The sequence below is a fragment of the Acetobacter sp. genome (assembly GCF_047723915.1).
Classification (GTDB): domain Bacteria; phylum Pseudomonadota; class Alphaproteobacteria; order Acetobacterales; family Acetobacteraceae; genus Acetobacter.
The window spans coordinates 24,197-42,781 of the sequence record NZ_JBDOBQ010000002.1; the positions used below are offsets into that span (position 1 = coordinate 24,197).

The window sequence follows — 18,585 nt, forward strand, 5'->3', positions numbered from 1 at the left end:
CCCGTTTTTTATGGGTGGGGTCTGCTCAGCCCGCCAGTTCATGCCATGGCGGGTGTTCGGCAGGTTTTAGTGGGCCTTGCGCTTGCGTGACGATGCCCCGGTTTTTGCCGGTGCTCCGCCACCGAAGTCGGAGCGTGGGCCCCCTTTGCCACGGGGCTTGCCGGGTTTGCGTTCGGCATATGACGGGCGACCGCCGCCTGCATTCCCGTGCGGTGGCTTGGCTGCTTCGACCGTGATTTCATCGGCGTCGGCCCCTGCGGCGCAGCTTGCAAAGCGTTCGGCCTTGTCCTGCGCGATTTCGACCAGCGTATGGTCCCCCGCAATGCGGATGCTGCCGATATCCTGCTTGCGAATGCCGCCAAGGCGGCACAGCATGGGCACCAGCCATTTCGGGTCTGCCCGGTCGGCCCGGCCGACAGACAGGCGGAACCAGCTTCCCGCCATGGGGGCGGCGCGCTCGCGCGGTGTGTGTTCGCGCTCGCGTGGGCTGTCATGGTTCGCCCCACGGGGGGTGCCGCCGCGCACGCCATCGGGCGTGATCACGCGCACGTTCGCGGGTTCGGGCAGGCTGGCCTGCCACAGGCTGATCAGGGCCGAGGCAAGCTGTTCGGGCGTGCGGTTGGCGACAAGCTGCTGAACCAGGGCCGGAACCTCCCGGGCGGGCGCTGCCTGCACTGCGGTCTCTGCTGTTGCGGCATCCGAGGTTGTTTCGGTGGCTGCGTCGGCCTGCGGCACGGCCAGGAACGGCGCGTTGAGCAGGCGTTCCGCATCAGCCTGGGCAATGGCCTGCCTGCTGGGGGCCGCAGTCCATTCCGCCGTGACCTTGGCGGCCTGCAACAGGCGTTCGGCCATGCGGCGGCGCACGGGCGGGACCAGCAGCACGCAGGTGCCCTTGCGCCCGGCGCGCCCCGTGCGGCCCGAGCGGTGCAGCAGTGTCGCGGGGTTGGTGGGCAGGCTGGCATGGATCACCAGGCCAAGATCGGGAATGTCGATCCCGCGGGCCGCGACGTCCGTTGCGACACAGACGCGGGCCTGACCGTGGCGCAGGCTTTCAATGGCGCGGCTGCGTTCGTTCTGCCCCAGATCGCCCGAAATGGCGACGGAGGAAAATCCCCGCTCGGTCAGGATGGCCTGGAGCTGGCGCACGGCCTCGCGTGTGTGGCAGAACACAATGGCGGTGCGGGCTTCCTCCAGCCGCAATACGTTCACGATCGCTCCGGTCATGTCCGGCGGGTCGGCCAGCACGGCGCGGTAGGTGATGTCGGCATGCGGCGTGTTGGTGCCGACTGTGTCCACCCGCAGGGCGTCCTGCTGGTAGCGCCGGGCCAGCCCCGCGATCTCGCGCGCGATGGTGGCCGAAAACAGCAATGTGCGCCGCGTTTTGGGGGCCGCGTCCAGCAGGGTTTCCAGCTCGTCGCGAAAGCCCAGATCCAGCATTTCGTCCGCTTCGTCCAGCACCACGGCCTTCAGGGCGGAAAGGTTCAGGTTGCCGCGTTTGAGGTGGTCGCACAGCCGTCCGGGCGTGCCCACAACGATATGGCAGCCCGCCGAAAGGGCGCGGGCTTCCGTGCGGGGTTCCATGCCCCCCACGCAGGAGACAATGCGCGCGCCGGTCTGGGCATACAGCCAGTCCAGTTCGCTGCGGACCTGCAGAGCCAGTTCGCGCGTGGGCGCAATGACAAGGGCCAGCGGCGCGCCGGGCGGGGGGCAGCGGTCCTTGTCGTCAAGCAGCGTGTCGGCCAGGGCCAGACCGAAGGCGACTGTCTTGCCGGACCCCGTTCGGGCCGAAACAAGCAGGTCGCGTCCCAGCGCGTCATCTGCCAGAACGGCGGCCTGCACGGATGTGGGGGCGGTAAAACCGCGCGCGGCCAAAGCATGTGCAAGCGGTAAGGGGGCTTTTTGAAAAGGCATTCGGTCAGGTCCAGGCAACAGGAAGAGAACACGGATTATAGACTCCGGCCCCGAAAGGCCAGCATCTTGTCTGTCCGGCGTGTTTTTATTCCTGTGTGTCTCTTTTACGTTATTCGGCCTGGGGGCGCGGCCCCGCTGGCAGCCTGGTGCGGGCTGTCCGGTATCGATCGGGGCCGGTGGGTGCCGCGCGCGGGGTGCGGCGTTACTGGAACGGCAGGTAGCGGAAGTCCATGAATACTTCGCTCAGGCTGGTATCGGGCGCGCCGCCCTGGCCCGTCCAGGCGCTACGGCGGGAATAGGCAAGCTGCACGCCTGCTTCCATGGTGCCGTAATGCCCCTTGAAGAAGCGGTACCACGCCCCTGCCGTGGCTTCCATCACGCTGCGCGTATTGCCCGTGCAGGTGGACGCGTCCGAGAGTTCGATGGCGCAGCCGGCATTGTTGTAGGCCGGGTTGCCATAGCCGTAAGCGCTGCCCCCGGCGGAGAAATAACGCCGTCCGGCGGCCTGGTAGCCAAAAAAGCCGTAAACATCCAGCAGCGGGTTGGGGTGGGCGACAATGCCCCCCGTGGCCTGGATGGAGGGCAGGGGGGCAGGCTCGCCCTGGGCGTTCAGCGTGGCGTCGGGCAGCAGGACGGAGCCATAGCGGCCGATACCAACCCCGGCCAGACCCGCCATGCGCAGTTCCACCTTGTGGGGGACCACGGGCAGGATCATGGAGCCACCCCCGCCCCCGGCGATGGAGGTGTTGTTGTGGCCGCTGCCCAGTGTGGCCACGCGGTCATGCGGGAAATGCAGGATACCCTCGACTTCGTAATGGCCCCAGTGCGGGTCCCAGGCGATCTTGCCAATGACATCGGGCGCGATCTCGTTGGAGAACGGGGCCGGGTTGGTCAGGCCCGTGCCATTGGTGGAAATGGTGGCAACCTTGCCGTTGGGCAGGGTGACGGCGCCGCTGTTGTCGGTAAAGCCGGTGGTGTCGTACAGCGTGGCCGAATTCTCGATCGACAGGCCGGCCCACAGACGGTGCTGGAGGAAGTCCTTGACGAAGCGGAACTGCAACTGGCGTGCCCAGGTCTGCCCGGCCAGCATGGAGGATTCAATGGTTTCGGGCAGGCTTTCCTGGCGCGGGGTAATGCCGATACGCCCGGGTGTGAGCATGCTCCAGGCCTGTCCCGCCAGGAAATGGAAGTCCAGGTCGCTGTTGTCGTAGGCCAGGTAGGCCTGACGCATGCGGAACGCGTAGCTGTTGCTTTCATACGCATCGGTGGTTGCCGCACCCGCGCCGAAATCCATTTCGAAAAAGCCTGAAATGGTGGAATGCGCATCCACATTGCCGCGTGCCATGAGCGACAGGCGGCTGTAACGCGCGCTGCCTTCGAAATTGTCGGTATGGTACCGCGATTCATTGCGGTAGGGAATGTCCTGCCAGTAATTGAACGTGCCCGTGGCGGTGTGCCGGTTTTCCTCCACGGCGGCGGCGTCCAGGAACCCGCCCAGAATAAGCGTGACCGGCCCAAGGCGGAACACGCCATGGTCGCCCAGCGCACCCGCGGCCTGCGCGCCCACGGTCTCACGCCCGTGGGCGCCGACATTGTTGTCCGCCAGACGGGCCACGACGTCTTCCGCCCGGTGGCCCACCACAGATTCCACGTCCGGTGCGTCATGCACGCCCGAGAAGATGGGCTGCGCGTCCGGTCCCGTGGCGTGGTGGTGATTCATGGCCATGGCATGGGCGTGGGCGGGCATGGCAAGGCCGGGCTCTTCCTCGCGCGGTTCTTCCAGTTCCGCGTCGTCACGGACCGCGTGCAGCGTGCTGGTGGCGTTATGCCCGAGGTGATGGCCGCTCCCCTGCTCTCCCCCATGGGTGGCGCGGTGGGCGGCAATCTGCTGCTGCACGCTGACCAGCGCTTTCTGCAACGCCCGCTGTTCGGCCTGAATATGCGCGATCTGCTCTTCCAGCGCGTCCAGATCGGCTGCCCGGGCCGTGTGGGCCATGTGGGGAAGCAGACTGCCCGTGGCGATGACCGTGCCCGCGAACAGGCCGGCTTTGATACGAACCACCATGGAGGGAGAAAGGGCGGAGAAAGGGGACATGCGCTCTATTCAAGTATAGGGGTGTGGAAACCTACGAGCTTTGAAGCATTTTAAAAGCCTGCCCGTAAAGGCGGAAGTGTTTAAAAAATAATTTTAGAAAAATTGTCAGGTTTAAACCTGCGTTCAATATTAAATATATTTTCATATCTGCGGATGGGCCGTGCTGTTGCACGCTCGCGTTTTGCGGGTTGCCAGGAGCGGGGAATGTTCGGGGGTTTTCAGGCAGGGTCACGCCTGTGAGCGTTACGCGGGCGCATGACCTGCCGGGACGGCAGGTGGCCGGAGCGTGGTATAGAGCATGGCGTTAGGACGCGATTTCGCTTATAACACGCCCAATGCCGACATTTTTTTACAAAATGCACGGGCTGGGGAATGATTTTGTCATATTTGACGAACGCCCCGGCCCCCTGCCGCTTACCCCCGCCCGCATTGCCGCCCTGGCAGAGCGCAGGCGCGGTATTGGCTGTGACCAGCTTGTGACCCTGAGCCCGCCCACGCGGCCGGGGGCGGATGTATTCGTGCGGTTTTTCAATCCTGACGGGTCCGAAGCCGGGGCCTGCGGCAATGCCTCGCGCTGTGTGGCCGACCTGTTGTGGCGCACCGGTGGCACCACCCGGCCGGTACTGCAAACGCTGGCGGGCCTGCTGCCCGCCCGGATCGAGGCATCTGGTCTGGTCACGGTGGATATGGGCCAGCCCCGGCTGGACTGGCAGGCCGTGCCGCTGGCAGCGGAGGTCGATACGCTGCACCTGCCCCTGCCGGGTGACCCGGCGGCCCTGTCCATGGGCAACCCGCACGCCACGTTTTTCGTGTCCGATTTCTCCGGCCTGGGCGAAGGGGCGGCTCTGGAACACGCGCCGCTGTTTCCGCAACGGGCCAATATCGGCTTTGCCATCATGGAAAATCCGGCCCGCATGCGCCTGAAGGTGCATGAACGCGGGGCCGGTGTGACCGAAGCCTGCGGGTCCGGGGCCTGTGCCGCCGTGGTCAATGCGGTGCGGCGCGGTCTGGCAGAGCGGATCTGCGATGTGGAACTGGATGGCGGCATGCTGCGTATCGAATGGACGCCGGACGATCATGTGCTCATGACCGGTCCTGCCGCCACCGCATATGAAGGGACGGTGGACCTCACCGCGTATCCGTCATGACCGACACAGCATACGCGCCCGCCACCGCGCCTGAACCTCTGGTGCCCGGCCCCATGTCTGGTTCTGCGTCTGGCCCAGTGTCTGCCCCAGTGTCTGCCCCAGTGTCTGGCTCCGTGTCGGGCGCTGCCTCTGGTCCCATGTCCCGTCCTGATGCCGGCACCCTCCATGCGGTCGGGGCAGGGGCCCGGCCAGCATCCGCTGCGGCTGTCGCCGGTCATGGGCAGGGGGGCGCGCCAGATCCTGTGGACGGAGCCACGCAGGTCGCTGCGGCGGCTATCCATGTTCCACCTGCTCCGTCCGGTCCCGCGCCCGAAATCCTGACCTTCGGCTGCCGCCTGAACACGTGGGAAAGCGAGGTCATGCGCAATCATGCGCAGGGGCTCGAGAACGTCATTATCGTCAATACCTGCGCGGTCACGGGTGAGGCGGAGCGTCAGGCCCGTCAGGCCATCCGCAAGGCCCATCGCAACAATCCGGGGGCGCGTATTGTCGTGACCGGCTGTGCCGCCCAGATCGATCCCGACCGCTGGTCCGCCCTGCCCGGTGTCGCCCGCGTTCTGGGGAACGAGGAAAAACTCAAGGCCGAAAGCTGGTCCCCCGCCGCCCTGTCAGTACCGCTGGCGGTGTCGGATATCATGGCGGCGCATGAAACCGCGGCCCATCTGGTCACCGAATTCGCGGGGCGTACGCGGGCTTTCGTGCAGGTGCAGCAGGGCTGCGACCATCGCTGCACATTCTGCATCATTCCCTTCGGGCGGGGGCCGTCGCGGTCCGTGCCGGTGGGGGCTGTGGTCGAGCAGGTGCGCGCGCTGGTAGGGGCTGGCTACCGTGAGGTCGTGCTGACCGGCGTGGACATGACATCGTGGGGGGCGGACCTGCCGGGCCGCCCGACACTGGGGCAGTTGTGCCGCCGGGTGCTGCGGCTGGTGCCCGAACTCGAGCGGCTGCGCCTGTCCTCGGTCGATCCGGTGGAGATCGATGAGGGGATCTGGCAGTTGCTGGAGGCCGAGCCGCGTTTCATGCCCTATCTGCATCTGTCCCTGCAGGCGGGGGCGGACCTTATTCTCAAACGCATGAAGCGCCGCCACCTGGTGGCCGATGTCGTGCGTGTGGTCGAACGCGCCCGCGCCCTGCGCCCCGATATCGGGATCGGGGCGGATGTGATCGCGGGTTTCCCCACCGAGGACGAGGGACTGTTCGAGGAAACTCGCCAGTTTCTGGCCGACATGGCCTTGCCCTACCTGCATGTGTTTCCCTATAGCGAACGCCCCGGCACCCCGGCCGCGCGCATGCGTGCGGTGCCGGTGCCAGAACGCCGCGCGCGTGCCGCGAGTCTGCGCGCGGTGGGGGAGGCCTCGGCCGCGCGGTATTACGCATCCCTGCTGGGGCGGCCTTTGCATGTGCTGATGGAAACCGCCACAACGGGGCATAGTGAACAGTTCGCCCCGGTCCGGCTGGCCCAGGGCGAGGCGGCGGTGGGGGATATCATGACCCTCGTGCCCGTCAGTGTCGATGCCACGGGGCTGGTGGCGGAAAGGATCTGAGATGGCGCTTGGTTTTTTCTCTCGTCTCAAGCAGGGGCTGTCGCGTTCCACCCAGAAGCTGGGTGGCGGGCTGAGCGGCATGTTCACCCGCCGCCGTCTGGACGATGAGGCGCTGGAGGAACTGGAAGACCTGCTGATTACCGCCGACCTCGGCCCCGCCGTGGCCGAACGGGTGATCGAGTCCTTTCGTCGCTCGCGCTTCGGCACGGAAGTGACGGATGAGGAAATCCGCGCCACCCTGGCCGAAGAGATTGCCCGGATTCTCGAACCCGTGGCCCAGCCCTTTGTGCCGGACCCGGCCCACAGGCCGCATGTGGTGCTGGTGGTGGGGGTCAACGGTGTGGGCAAGACCACCACGATCGGCAAGATGGCCCGCTTTTTTACCGAGGAAGGCCGCAAGGTCATGCTGGTGGCGGGCGATACGTTCCGCGCCGCCGCCGTGGAACAGCTCCAAATCTGGGGCGAGCGCACGCACTGCCCGGTCATAGCCGGGCCACCCGGGGCCGACGCGGCAGGGCTGGCGTTCGAGGCGCTGACCCGCGCCCGGGCGGAAGGGGCGGAGCTTGTGTTCATGGACACGGCTGGCCGCCTGCACAACAAATCCGCGCTGATGGAAGAACTGGCCAAGATCATCCGTGTCATGCGCAAGTTCGACGAAACGGCCCCCCATTCCGTGCTGCTGGTGCTGGATGCCACCACGGGGCAGAACGCCATGGAGCAGGTGCGGGTGTTTCGCGAACTTGTGAATGTCAGCGGTCTTGTGGTGACCAAGCTCGACGGTTCGGCCAAGGGCGGTATCGTGGTGGCGCTGGCCGACGCGTTCGGCCTGCCGGTGCATGCGGTGGGCGTGGGCGAACAGGCCGAGGACCTGCGCCCGTTCGATGCGCGCGATTACGCGCGCGGTCTGGTGGGCGTGGCCGATATCCCGGCCGACGCGGCTGCCCAGATCGATGCCCGTGCCGATGCCCGCTCCGATGGCTGAACCCCGGCGCCGGTTCGGTATTGTGGCAACACAGGCCCGGTCATCTGCCGCCCGGAGGGCATGTGTGCGATATTTTGGTGCCCTGCCCCCTCATGCTTTCTTGACAGGATATGGCAGCCCCGTTAGCAAGCGCCTGCACCCCTTGGGAGGTGCGAGGAATGGGTAAGGAAAAAGACGAGTCCTTCGATACCCGGCTGAAGGCGGCTGAACGCCGCAACGGTCTGGTCAAGGAGGACACATCCACCAGTCCCGAGGCAGACGCCGACAAGCCCCTTGCCACATTGGCGCTGCGGGCCGGAACGGAAATGCTCTCGGCCCTGATCGTGGGTGTGGCCATCGGGTGGGGGCTGGATCACTGGCTGCACACAAGGGCGGTTTTTCTTGTTCTCTTCGCGCTGCTGGGCGGTGGTGCTGGCGTGCTCAACGTCTGGCGGCTTGTCAGACCGACGGACGAAACATAGGAAGCTAGGCCCGAAGACACGATTCGGGTGCAGGGTTTTAGGAGAGCGGTTGTGGCGGGCGGTTCCAGCATCAACGTACTTGAACAGTTTGAGCTTCATCCCGTTCTTGGCGGGCTGGGCGATGCGCTGCGTTTCAGCCAGTCTCCCCTGTACATGATCATCGCCGTCTGCCTGGTGCTGGCGTTCCTGTATTTCGGCATGCGGCCCGCGGCCGTGGTGCCCGGTCGTCTGCAGGCCGCGGCGGAAGTGTGCTACGAATTCATTCACAACATGGCGCTGGATACGATCGGGCCGGAAGGCGCTGCCTTCTTCCCCTTCGTCTTTACCCTGTTCTTCTTTATCCTGGCGGGTAACTATATCGGCCTGCTGCCGTTCTCCTTCACCTTCACCAGCCATATCGCGGTCACGCTGGCCCTGTCGCTGATGGTGTTTGCCCTGACGGTGGTGGTTTCGTTCAAGGTGCAGGGCCTGCGCTTTTTCGCGCATTTCATGCCGGCGGGGGCAAGCCCCTTCCTGGCGCCGCTGCTGATCCCGATCGAAATCCTGTCCTTTCTGTCCCGTCCTGTCAGCCTGTCCATCCGGTTGTTCGCCAACATGGTGGCCGGGCATGTCATGTTCGATATTTTCGCAAGCTTTGTTGTCATGCTCGCCGGTTTTGGCGTCGTGGGCGACGTGTTTGCGATCGGGCCCATCGCCATCAACGTGGCGCTGATGGCTCTTGAGTTGCTAGTCGGTGTGTTGCAGGCCTATGTGTTTGCCATTCTGACGTGCATCTACCTGCGGGAGGCCGTGGCTCACTGAGGAGCTGCTTTGCCCGTTTCTTTTCAAACTGTCTTGAAACAAGGAAGTGACTGATATGGACATCGCTGCAGCCCGGGAAATCGGTGCAGGTATCGCCGTTATCGCCCTCGCCGGCGTTGGTATCGGCCTCGGCAACATCTTCTCCACGCTGGTCAGCAGCATCGCGCGCAATCCGGCTTCCCGCCCGCACGTGTTCGGTCTGGGCATGCTGGGCTTCGCGCTGACGGAAGCTATCGCGCTGTTCGCCCTGCTGATCGCGTTCCTGATCCTTTTCGTCTGAGAACGTCCGGGATTTAAGAGGAGACATTTCCGTGGGTGTCATGACTAGGACAGTGCGTACCGGGCTGCTGCTGACGGTTTGCGGCGTTTCCCTGCTGGCCGTTTCAGCGCCGGGTGCGTACGCCACGGGAATGCCTCAGCTTGATTTTGCCAACCCCTTGGTAACCGGCCAGGTTTTCTGGGGCGCAATTATCTTTCTGGTGTTCTACCTTGTGCTGAGCAAGGTCATGCTGCCGGGCGTTGCCCGCGTGTTGCAGGACCGTGGCCAGCGCATTTCCGGCGATCTGGAAATAGCCCGCTCAGCCAAGCACGACGCCGACAAGGCCGTGGCCGAGCTGCAGCAGGCCCGCAAGGATGCAATGGCCGAAGCGCAGGCGCATCTGAAAACCGTGCTGGAAGAAGAACACCGTACGGCTGAACAGCAGCTTGCGGCAATCAACGCCCGGCTCGATACCGAGATTGCCGATGCCGAGAAACGCGTGGCCGACGAAAAGGCCCGTGCCCTTGGCGCGCTCAAAGACATCGCGGCGGAAACCACCCAGGCTCTCGTACAGCGCCTGACGGGTGTTGTCCCGGATGCACAGCTTGTTGCACAGAGGGTTGAGACCGCCTGCGCGCCTCACACCATCTGATTCGACCCATCTGACCACCGCATTTGACCGCCTCCGGGGGAATATTCGTCATGTCCGGCATTTTTCATGAAGCGGGTTTCTGGGTTGCTGTTTCGTTTGTCCTGTTCTTTGTCCTTGCGGGCAAAAAACTCTGGACCCCGATTGCAGCCATTCTGGACAACCGCGCGGAACTGATCCGCAAAGAGCTGGACGAGGCGGCCCGTCTGCGGCGCGAAGCCGAGCAGATGCTCGAGGACGCCACCCGTGAGCGCGAACAGGCTTTTGCCGAAGCACGCAGCCTGGTCGAACAGTCCCGCCAGCAGGCGCAGGATATGGCGCTGAAGGCGCGCGCCGAAGCCGAAGCCGCGGTTGCCCGTCATGAACAGATGGCGCGTGACCGTATTGCCGCAGTCGAACGCGCTGCCGTCAAGGAAGTGCGTCAGCTTGCGATCGACGCGGCGGTGGAAGCGGCCCATGGCATTATTCCCCAGACCCTGGACGACAAGGGGGCTTCCGCCCTGATCGACCAGGCGCTGGCGGCCATGCCTGCCGCCATGGCCCGCCAGGTTGCCTGACCGGCCCTTGCCGGTCTTTTCCCCTTGGCTATCGACCATGGTAGCACCCACGCCGTGACGGATCAGGCATCGCCTTCTCTGTCGCCTGTCCTGCCGCAGGCCTTGCAGCAGGCGACGGAACAGCCCGTGCTCAGTATCGTGATCGCGGTGCTGGACGAGCAGGACAACCTGCCGCAGGTCTGCCGCGAACTGGCCGAAATGCGTGCGGCTTTGCCTCTTACAGAAATCATTTTTGTCGACGATGGCAGCCGGGATGGCAGCGTTGCCGTGCTGGGCCAACTCCGTCAGGATTGCCTGCCCGGCCTGCGTGTGCTTTCCCATGATCGCCGCTGCGGCAAATCCGCCGCCTTGCGCACGGGCATTACCGCCGCACGCGGGGAATGGATTGCGACCATCGACGGAGACGGGCAGGACGACCCCCGTGAACTGGTAGCGCTGCTGGCTCTTGCCCGTGGGACAAAGGGCACGCCGCCGCTGGTGGTGGGGGTGCGCACCCGCAGGCGGGACGGATGGTCGCGCCGGGTGGCGACCCGTTTTGCCAACGGGTTGCGCCAGCGCCTGCTGCACGATCACTGCCCCGATACGGGCGCGCCGATCAAGCTGTTCCGCCGGGTCGATTTTCTGCGCCTGCCACAATTCGAGGGGCTGCATCGCTTTCTGCCCGCCCTTTTGGGGGCCTATGGCGTGCCGCTGGTCTGTTCCCCGGTTTCGCATCGGCCGCGCCTGCATGGCCAGTCGAAATACACCAACCTTGGCCGGGCCATAGTGGGCGTGCGCGACCTGCTCGGGGTCATGTGGTTGCGGAACCGTACCCGCCTGCCACGCTCGGTTCGTGAATGCTGACAGTCGGCAAGGGGTTTCGCGCGCTGATTCTGCTCGGGCTTGCGGCTTTTGTGCTGTTCCTGCCCGGCCGTGCTTCCATTCCTCCGTTCGATCGGGATGAGCCGCGTTATATGCAGGCGTCGGCCCAGATGTTGCAAACGCATGATTTCATAGACGTGCGTTTTCAGGACAAGCCCCGCTATTTGCAGCCTGCCGGAATTTACTGGCTCGAATCGGCCAGTGTCGTGGTCGCCAGTGCGTTGACCGGCACGCAGCAGGCGCGCGCCGTCTGGCCGTACCGCGTTCCGTCATTGCTGGCCATGACGGCATCAGTCGTGCTGACGGCCCTGATCGGGGGCATGCTGTTCAGCCCGCAGGCAGGGCTTGGGGCAGGGGTTCTGCTGGCGGTCAGCGTGCTGGTGACGGCGGAAAGCCGTATGGCCACAATCGATTCCTGCCTGTTGCTGACGGTTCTGCTTGCGCAGTTCGCCCTGATGCGCGCTGTGGGGGACCGGCAGGCCGGCAGGTCTACGCCTGTAGGCACTGCGCTGCTCTACTGGGCGGCGATCGGCTGCGGGCTCATGCTCAAGGGGCCGGTCATTCTGATTCCGGCACTTGGCACGCCGCTGGCCATGGCCCTGGTGGAGCGCAATACCACCCTGTGGCGCAGGCTGCGTCCGGGCTGGGGGTGGCTTGTGTCGCTGGCGCTTCTGCTGCCGTGGTGCATTGCCATAGGCGTGGTTAGCCACGGGGATTTTTTCCGTCGCGCGGTCGGGGTGAATTTTCTGGGCAAGGTGGCCTCCGGGCAGCAGGCCCATGGATTGCCGCCGGGCTACCATGTGCTGGTGTTCGTGCTGGCGTTCTGGCCGGGCTCTTACTTCGTGGCCAGCGTGCTACCCCAGGCGTGGCGTGAACGTACGAACGTGGCGGTGCGCTACCTGCTATGCTGGATTGTGCCACACTGGCTGGTGTTCGAGGCCATAGCGACCAAGCTGCCGCATTATGTACTGCCGACTTACCCGGCCATTGCCATTTTGACGGCGGGACTGCTCGCCCAGGGGGGGGCGGTCTGGCAGGGCGGTCCACGCGCGTTATGGGGCCGTGTGCTGATGGGCATATACGGGGTCGTGTGGTGTTTTGTGGGCTGTGCGCTGGCTGCGGCAGGGCCGCTGCTGCTGTGGAAGCTCGAGCACCGCGTGTCTTTGCCGGCCATGGTTCTGTCGGCAGGGGTGTTGCCGCTGGTCGGGCTGTCCATGCTCCAGATCTGGCGGGGTACGTTGCGTTTTGCGGCACTCAGCAGTGTTGCGGCGGCAGTTCTGCTTTATATCGGCCTGTTTACCGTGGTGGTGCCTGAACTGCACAGCATCTGGCTGGCTCCGCGCCTGGCAGCGCTGGTGCAGGCTGAAAAACCCTGCCCGCAAACACAGGTCTTTTCGGTGTCGTTCTCCGAGCCCAGTCTGGTGTTTCTATTGGGCGGCAATGTGACGCTGGACGGCCCCGCGCAGGCCGCCCGGGCCATGCGCGCGCAGCCAGCCTGCACCGTAGCACTGGTGGATACGCGCGACAGTGCGGCTTTTCTGGCGGCCCTTGGTCCGGACAGCAGGCGTGTCACGCATCGTGACGTTGTGCGGGGGCTGAACTATTCCAACGGGCATGTGCTGGACATCAGCCTGTACAGGCTTGAACCGGGCACCCCCGAGTCACCCTGACAGGTGCCCCGGATGGCTGATATGCCAAAGAGCCGGAATACCCCACCCTCTGCCCCCGGACCTGTTGGCCGGACCGGTGCCGTTCAGGGTAACAGGTACGCGGTCGGTTTTCAGGCCTGATTTTTTTCCAGCGTGAAGCGGAAATCGCAGTGGCTCGCCCCTTCCATGATGGTCTGGGTGCGTTCGAATGTGATCGCCGGGTTGAACCCCTTGCAGAACGTGCCGTCACGGTTGCACGACAGAATGCCCCCCAGCGCGCCCAGCCCCATGTCCCGGTACAGTTCGGCGTACCGGCAGCGCATGACATTGAAGGAGAGTTCGGTCGGGGTGGCTTCCAGCACATCCAGCCTGAGCGCGTCTTCGGCGGTCCAGAGGGCGAGCACGTTCTTCAGGTCCACAAGGTCGGGCATATGGTCGAAGCGGGCGCGCATGGTCTCGCCCTGCTGCTCGGCCGAGCGGATAACCGTGTCGCGCAGGGTCTGGGTGGCCACGGCCTCGCCATGGCTGGCGGCCAGCGTGTCATAGACCTGTTTGAGAATGCCCGCTTCGATCCGGCGCTGTTCAATGATCGGCACCTCCGCTTTTGTCACGGGTTCTTCGGGCGGGGTGGGTTCGTAGCCGCCATCCACATGGCGTTCGGTGCCGTTTACCGCCGGGTTGAACACGCAGATCAGCCGCAGGGTGTCCGTGGTGGCCCGCAGGATATGGGCATCGTTCCTGTCGAGCGCGTACAGCACGCCGGGGTAGATGGGGTGGACGTCTCCCGTGGCGCAGTTGACGACCTCGCCTTCGCCGGCGAGGCAGTAATTGGCTTCAAGGTGGTGGCGGTATTCGAGGTGAAGATCCTTGCCCGGTTCCACAAGCGTTTCGTGCAGGGAAAATCCCATGCGGTCACAGGCCAGCAGCAGTCGCGTGCTCTCCCAGCCGGGGCCGGAGGCAAAGCGCTCCGTGTTCCGCAGTTCAGAAATGTCGCGCACGATCATGCCATGTCAGCCTTCGGTATGAATGAAAAACCTGTTGCCATCATGGAACAAAATGCCCGCTGGCATCAAGGGCAGCCACCGCCTTGCAGGACGGGGTGCGGCATGGCCGCGAGCAACGCTGTCGGGAAAAGGGGGAAACATGGTGCCCGCTGACGGATTCGAACCATCGGCCCCATCATTACGAATGATGTGCTCTACCAGCTGAGCTAAGCGGGCTAGGAGTGTTTCTAGCGCGGTGACTATCATGATCGTACCCCCCACGCAACCGCAAATCTGACAAAAAAAGCGCCTGTCCCCCGCGTACGGGCGGGGCGGGTTTGCGGATTTTTTACCGTTACAGGAGAGGAATTAGGCTTTAGGGTCGGAGGGGATGAAGATGCAGCACGTCGTGACCCTGTTGAGGGAAGCACTGGCCCCCGGTCAGGATGTTCCCGTCGAGGAAGAACGGCATGTCCGTCTCCTGCGGGGCGTGACGGAATGCCGCTGCTGCGGGCATATGCAGCTCCTGCCCGAACTGGCGCCGGGAACGCAGGCCCGCTGCCGCCGCTGCAACGAACTGCTGGACCGCCGCAACCGGACATCCCCCATTGCCACGCCGCTGGCGTTCTGTATCAGCTCCGCGGCACTGTACCTGGCCATGCTGGCCTCCACGCTGATGATGCTCGACCTTTACGGGCGCGAACGCACGGTCGATATCCTGACCGGCCCACTTGAACTCCTGCATGAAGGCTGGGGGGAGGTGGCGGTGCTGGTGGCTGTCGTCACTATTCTGGTGCCGGGGCTGGTGGTGGGCATGATGCTCCTGATCCTGACCGGGGCCTTGCAGCCTACCCTGCCGTTCTGGGTGCCGCATCTGCTCAAATGGTACGAACGGCTGCGGCCGTGGTCCATGGTGGAAGTGTATATTCTGGGTGTGTTCGTGGCCTACACCAAGCTGGTGGATCTGGCCTATGTCCATGTCGGGGCGGCGGTGTTCCTTGTGGCGGGGCTGATGGTGACCATGGCCGCGACTGATGCCACGCTGGATACCGAACTGATCTGGCAGAAACGCCGCACAGACCTTTCCCTGCGGCGCATGGACGACAGCCGAGTGCGGCTGGTGTGCGAAACGGTGGACCGCACAACGCCGCTGCCGCCGTCCTCGCATATGGCGTCCTGCCTGTCCTGCGGGGTGGTGCTGGCGTTCGATGCGGCGGTGTCGGCCACCAAAGCCGTGGGGTACTGCCCGCGCTGCGGCCATACCGTGCGCAGGCGCAAGGTCGACAGCAGTGCGCGCACACTCGCCCTGCTGGTCTCGGCGGTGGTGTTCTACCTGCCAGCCAATATCTACCCGGTTATGACGGTGGTGCAGTTGGGCGGGGGCACGGGGCACACCATTATCGCCGGGGCGATCGAACTCTGGAAAGACGGCATGATCCCGCTTTCCCTGCTGGTGCTGTTTGCTTCCGTCACGGTGCCGGTGCTCAAGATCGTCGGGCTGTTCACCCTGCTGGTAGGCACGCGGCGGCATTCGCATGCGCATCTGGCGTTCCGTTCCCGGCTGTACAGGGTTATCGACGTCATTGGCCGCTGGTCGATGATCGATGTGTTCATGGTCTCCATTCTGGTGGCCATGGTCCGTTTCAACAGCATGGCCAATATTACGGCCAACGGCGGTATGGTCTGTTTTGCGGCGGTGGTGGTGCTGACCATTTTCGCAGCCCATGTCTTCGACCCCCGAACGATGTGGGACGCGGCCGGCGCCAACGGGCCGGAGGCCGATGAACCGTCCCCCAAGGGGGGTCTCAAATGGGCTCCCTCGGGGGCTCCCTCGGGGGCTCCCACAGGTTCCCCCTCAGGCTTTCCCACAGGCTTTTCTAGAGGCGGGGTGGGCGGCATGGGGGCTGACATGCACCGTGCGGGCATGGTGTGGGTCGTCCATCCTGATGGCAGGGCGGGCGGCACACCGCCGGACAAGGATTTCAACATGGAGCCGAACAGGGCGTGAACGCAGACAGGCATGACCAGTCCTCCTCCGGGGCAACCGGGGGTGGGGGCGATAATCAGGACGCGCTGGTGCGGCGTATCCGTTTTTCGATCATATGGGTCATTCCCATTATTTCCGTGCTGATCGCGGGGTTTCTGGTCTGGCGCAGTTTCATGGATAACGGGCCCGACATTACTGTCGTGTTCGATACGGCTGACGGCATTACCAGCGGGCAGACACAGGTCAAGAACAAGGCCGTGGTGCTGGGCACGGTCGAGGGTATTTCCCTGACCGATGACCTGCGGCATGTGCGCGTGCGCATTCGCATGAACAAGGGCACGGGCGACATGCTGACCGACAAGGCCCGGTTCTGGGTCGTGCGGCCACGCATCAACGGCGCCAGCGTAACCGGTCTGGAAACGCTGATGTCGGGGGCGTATATCGCGTTCGACCCCGGGCTGGATACGACGGGCCGCCCCGCCGGCCACCATGTGTCAACCTTTACCGGGCTGGAAGCGCCACCGGGCGTGCGGTCCGATCAGCCGGGCCAGACCTACATGCTTGTGTCCGATACGCTGGGCTCGATCGGGCAGGGGGCCCCGGTGTTCTTCCGTGACGTGGCGGTGGGCGAGGTGCTGGGCTATACCATGCCGCCGGGTGGGCGTGGGCCGGTGCTGATCCAGATTTTTGTGCAGGAGCCCTACGACCATTACCTGACCGCCGCATCACGCTTCTGGAATGTGTCCGGCGTCAAGGTCGGGTTTGGCGCAGGTGGGCTCAAGGTGCAGTTGCAGTCCATTCAGGCGCTGTTTTCGGGCGGGGTGGCTTTTGGCCTGCCGCCCGAGGACGATACGGCGCCAGCCAGCCAGGAGCAGACCCGGCCAGATACGGTGTTCAAGCTCTATGACAGCAAGGAAGACGCCGACAACGCCGGTTATCACGAGCGCATGCCGCTGGCCACGTATCTGACATCCTCCGTCAAGGGGTTGGCCCCCGGCGCGCAGGTGGACATGTTCGGTATCCAGGTCGGCAATGTCACCAGTGTGAAACTGGACCTGACATCCTCCCCCGGTCATCCGCGTGTGCGCGTGGGTATGGAAATCCAGCCCGAACGTGTTCTGTCGGCGCGTGAACTCCAGCATGGCGATCTGGTGGGGATGTTCCGCACGCTTGTCGCCAACGGCCTGCGGGCGTCCACCGACAGTGCCAGTTTCCTGACCGGAGAGGGCATGATCGCGCTCAACTTCGTCAAGAACCCGGACAACGCCACCACCAGCATGGAAGGCCGTACCCTGGTTATTCCCGGGCAGGCCGGGGGTATGAGCGGGATCATGGATTCGCTGTCGACCATGACCGCGCGCCTGTCCGCCATGCCGTTCGAACAGATCGGGGCGAACGCCAACAGCCTGCTGGCCCATGCCGATGCGACGCTGAACGGGCCGGATGTCAAACAGTCACTGGCCAGCCTGCGGCAGTCGTTGCAGAATTTCCAGGCGCTCTCGCACGATCTGCGCGAAGGTGTGGCTCCGCTGATGCAGCGCCTGCCGCAGATGGCCGACCAACTCGACCAGGCGTTGCAGAACGCCAACCGCCTGTTGGCCAGTTATGGCGGCAACAGCGATTTCCACCGCAATTTGCAGTCCATGGTCCTGCAACTGGGGCAGACGGCGCGCTCGCTGCGTTTCCTGTCCGATTTCCTGACCAACCATCCCTCCGCGCTGCTAGCAGGACGATAGGCATATGACACGTCACCACACAGGGCAGAGGCTGGCCCGTTTTTCGTCTTCTGTTGCGCGCATTCCTGCTGCCCTGCCCGGTTTTTCGCGCCGCGGGGTGCTGGGGGCGAGCCTGAGGGTGGGCCTGTGGGGCACCATGGCTTTCGCCCTGGCCGGATGTGCGGGAGGCGGGCCGACGCTGTATACGCTTTCGGTCGTGCCGGGGGCGGTTGTGACCTCTCCGGCAGGAACAGAGGGCGCGCCCTCTTATATAGAAGTACGCCAGCCTTCGGTTGCGTCGGGGCTGGACCGTGACAGGGTTGTGACGGCCGATAGCGGGTACAGGCTCACTGTCTCGGCCGGTGACGCATGGGCGGATTCTCTGGCCGGGCAGGTCAGTCGCGTGCTGGCGGGTGACCTTGCGCAGCGGCTGCCCCATAGCAATGTTTTTGTCGAGAACGATGCTGTCACCGCAGAGCCGCAGGCTTATGTGGAACTCTCGCTCAGCCGCTTTTCCAGCGGTCCGTCCGGTCTGGTGGAACTGGACGCCGTGCTGTCCGTCCAGTCCGCCGCAGCGGGCGTGCCTGCCGGATCGCCGGGCGGTGGCACAACCGGGACGCAGCCCTTTATCCAGCGTGTGACGCTCCGGGGCCCGGCGGTGAGCAGCACGGAGGGCATGGTGCAGGCCCTCAGCCAGCTTGTCGGGCAGGTTGCGGATCTTGCCGCCCAGCGGCTGAACACGCTGCCCCATGCCCTTCCGTCGCAGCTTCATGCGCAAACAGCACCGGATGGCAAGGCCCGGTCGCGATAAGGGCAATAGCCGCAAAAATCGGCGCATCGACAGGCGCCGATTTTCAGGACTGCGGAGCGTGAGCCCGGCTCGGCGGTCTTACATGCCGTGCGTGCCCGCAAGGTCGGCCCGCACGCGCTGACTGGCTGCCTGCATGCTGCCATGTCGGCCGGGGTCATGGTGTTCAGACGGC

The 18,585-nt window shown here is 64.6% G+C and carries 16 protein-coding genes and 1 tRNA gene; 13 read left to right on the forward strand and 4 right to left on the reverse strand.

What is annotated here, in order from left to right:
- Positions 1-66 precede the first annotated feature (66 nt).
- Together ABF990_RS02245 and ABF990_RS02250 are read right to left on the reverse strand one after the other, a co-directional pair.
- Positions 67-1,911 carry a DEAD/DEAH box helicase gene (locus ABF990_RS02245; RefSeq protein WP_415492399.1) on the reverse strand — a complete coding sequence of 615 codons (1,845 nt, stop codon included), beginning with the start codon at positions 1,909-1,911 and terminating at the stop codon, positions 67-69.
- A gap of 202 nt (positions 1,912-2,113) precedes the next feature.
- Complete coding sequence (locus tag ABF990_RS02250) at positions 2,114-4,006, reverse strand: hypothetical protein (protein ID WP_415492398.1); 1,893 nt, start codon at positions 4,004-4,006, stop codon at positions 2,114-2,116.
- 335 nt (positions 4,007-4,341) lie between these two features.
- On the opposite strand from ABF990_RS02250, the gene dapF reads away from it, so the two are divergent.
- The 10 genes from dapF (at position 4,342) to ABF990_RS02300 (ending at position 12,938) form a co-directional block, all read left to right on the forward strand.
- On the forward strand, positions 4,342-5,154 hold the full coding sequence (dapF, locus tag ABF990_RS02255) for a diaminopimelate epimerase (RefSeq protein WP_415500323.1): 813 nt from the start codon (positions 4,342-4,344) through the stop codon (positions 5,152-5,154).
- A 137-nt stretch (positions 5,155-5,291) separates the two neighbouring features.
- Positions 5,292-6,698, forward strand: coding sequence for a tRNA (N(6)-L-threonylcarbamoyladenosine(37)-C(2))-methylthiotransferase MtaB (gene mtaB / locus ABF990_RS02260; RefSeq protein WP_415500324.1), 1,407 nt, complete (start codon positions 5,292-5,294; stop codon positions 6,696-6,698).
- A 1-nt stretch (position 6,699) separates the two neighbouring features.
- Entirely contained in the window at positions 6,700-7,680 is a 981-nt protein-coding gene (ftsY, locus tag ABF990_RS02265) for a signal recognition particle-docking protein FtsY (protein ID WP_415500325.1), read from the forward strand.
- A 158-nt stretch (positions 7,681-7,838) separates the two neighbouring features.
- Entirely contained in the window at positions 7,839-8,141 is a 303-nt protein-coding gene (locus ABF990_RS02270) for an AtpZ/AtpI family protein (protein ID WP_415500326.1), read from the forward strand.
- A gap of 51 nt (positions 8,142-8,192) precedes the next feature.
- Positions 8,193-8,942, forward strand: a complete 750-nt coding sequence (locus tag ABF990_RS02275; protein WP_415500327.1) for a F0F1 ATP synthase subunit A — start codon at positions 8,193-8,195, stop codon at positions 8,940-8,942.
- 55 nt (positions 8,943-8,997) lie between these two features.
- Positions 8,998-9,222: an ATP synthase subunit C family protein gene (locus ABF990_RS02280; RefSeq protein ID WP_003624142.1), complete on the forward strand. Its 225-nt coding sequence runs from the start codon at positions 8,998-9,000 to the stop codon at positions 9,220-9,222.
- 40 nt (positions 9,223-9,262) lie between these two features.
- A complete protein-coding gene (locus ABF990_RS02285) occupies positions 9,263-9,853 on the forward strand; it encodes a hypothetical protein (RefSeq protein ID WP_415500351.1) in 591 nt (196 codons plus the stop codon).
- A 59-nt stretch (positions 9,854-9,912) separates the two neighbouring features.
- Positions 9,913-10,407, forward strand: coding sequence for a F0F1 ATP synthase subunit B (locus ABF990_RS02290; protein ID WP_415500352.1), 495 nt, complete (start codon positions 9,913-9,915; stop codon positions 10,405-10,407).
- A 90-nt stretch (positions 10,408-10,497) separates the two neighbouring features.
- The gene (locus ABF990_RS02295; RefSeq protein ID WP_415500353.1) at positions 10,498-11,250 is read left to right on the forward strand and encodes a glycosyltransferase; all 753 of its coding nucleotides are present in this window, start codon (positions 10,498-10,500) and stop codon (positions 11,248-11,250) included.
- Positions 11,244-12,938 carry an ArnT family glycosyltransferase gene (locus tag ABF990_RS02300; RefSeq protein ID WP_415500328.1) on the forward strand — a complete coding sequence of 565 codons (1,695 nt, stop codon included), beginning with the start codon at positions 11,244-11,246 and terminating at the stop codon, positions 12,936-12,938. The genes ABF990_RS02295 and ABF990_RS02300 overlap by 7 nt, the downstream gene beginning before the upstream one ends.
- A gap of 110 nt (positions 12,939-13,048) precedes the next feature.
- Here ABF990_RS02300 and ABF990_RS02305 read toward each other — a convergent pair whose 3' ends face one another.
- Both ABF990_RS02305 and ABF990_RS02310 read right to left on the reverse strand, forming a co-directional pair.
- Complete coding sequence (locus ABF990_RS02305) at positions 13,049-13,915, reverse strand: ectoine synthase (RefSeq protein WP_415506459.1); 867 nt, start codon at positions 13,913-13,915, stop codon at positions 13,049-13,051.
- A 146-nt stretch (positions 13,916-14,061) separates the two neighbouring features.
- Positions 14,062-14,137: transfer RNA gene (locus ABF990_RS02310), tRNA-Thr, on the reverse strand.
- A gap of 160 nt (positions 14,138-14,297) precedes the next feature.
- Here ABF990_RS02310 and ABF990_RS02315 point away from each other — a divergent pair.
- The 3 genes from ABF990_RS02315 to ABF990_RS02325 are packed head-to-tail and all read left to right on the forward strand — an operon-like array spanning position 14,298 to position 18,413.
- The gene (locus tag ABF990_RS02315; RefSeq protein WP_415506460.1) at positions 14,298-15,908 is read left to right on the forward strand and encodes a paraquat-inducible protein A; all 1,611 of its coding nucleotides are present in this window, start codon (positions 14,298-14,300) and stop codon (positions 15,906-15,908) included.
- Entirely contained in the window at positions 15,905-17,623 is a 1,719-nt protein-coding gene (locus ABF990_RS02320) for an intermembrane transport protein PqiB (RefSeq protein ID WP_415500331.1), read from the forward strand. The genes ABF990_RS02315 and ABF990_RS02320 overlap by 4 nt, the downstream gene beginning before the upstream one ends.
- A 4-nt stretch (positions 17,624-17,627) precedes the next feature.
- Positions 17,628-18,413: a membrane integrity-associated transporter subunit PqiC gene (locus ABF990_RS02325; protein ID WP_415500332.1), complete on the forward strand. Its 786-nt coding sequence runs from the start codon at positions 17,628-17,630 to the stop codon at positions 18,411-18,413.
- Positions 18,414-18,585: the final 172 nt, after the last annotated feature.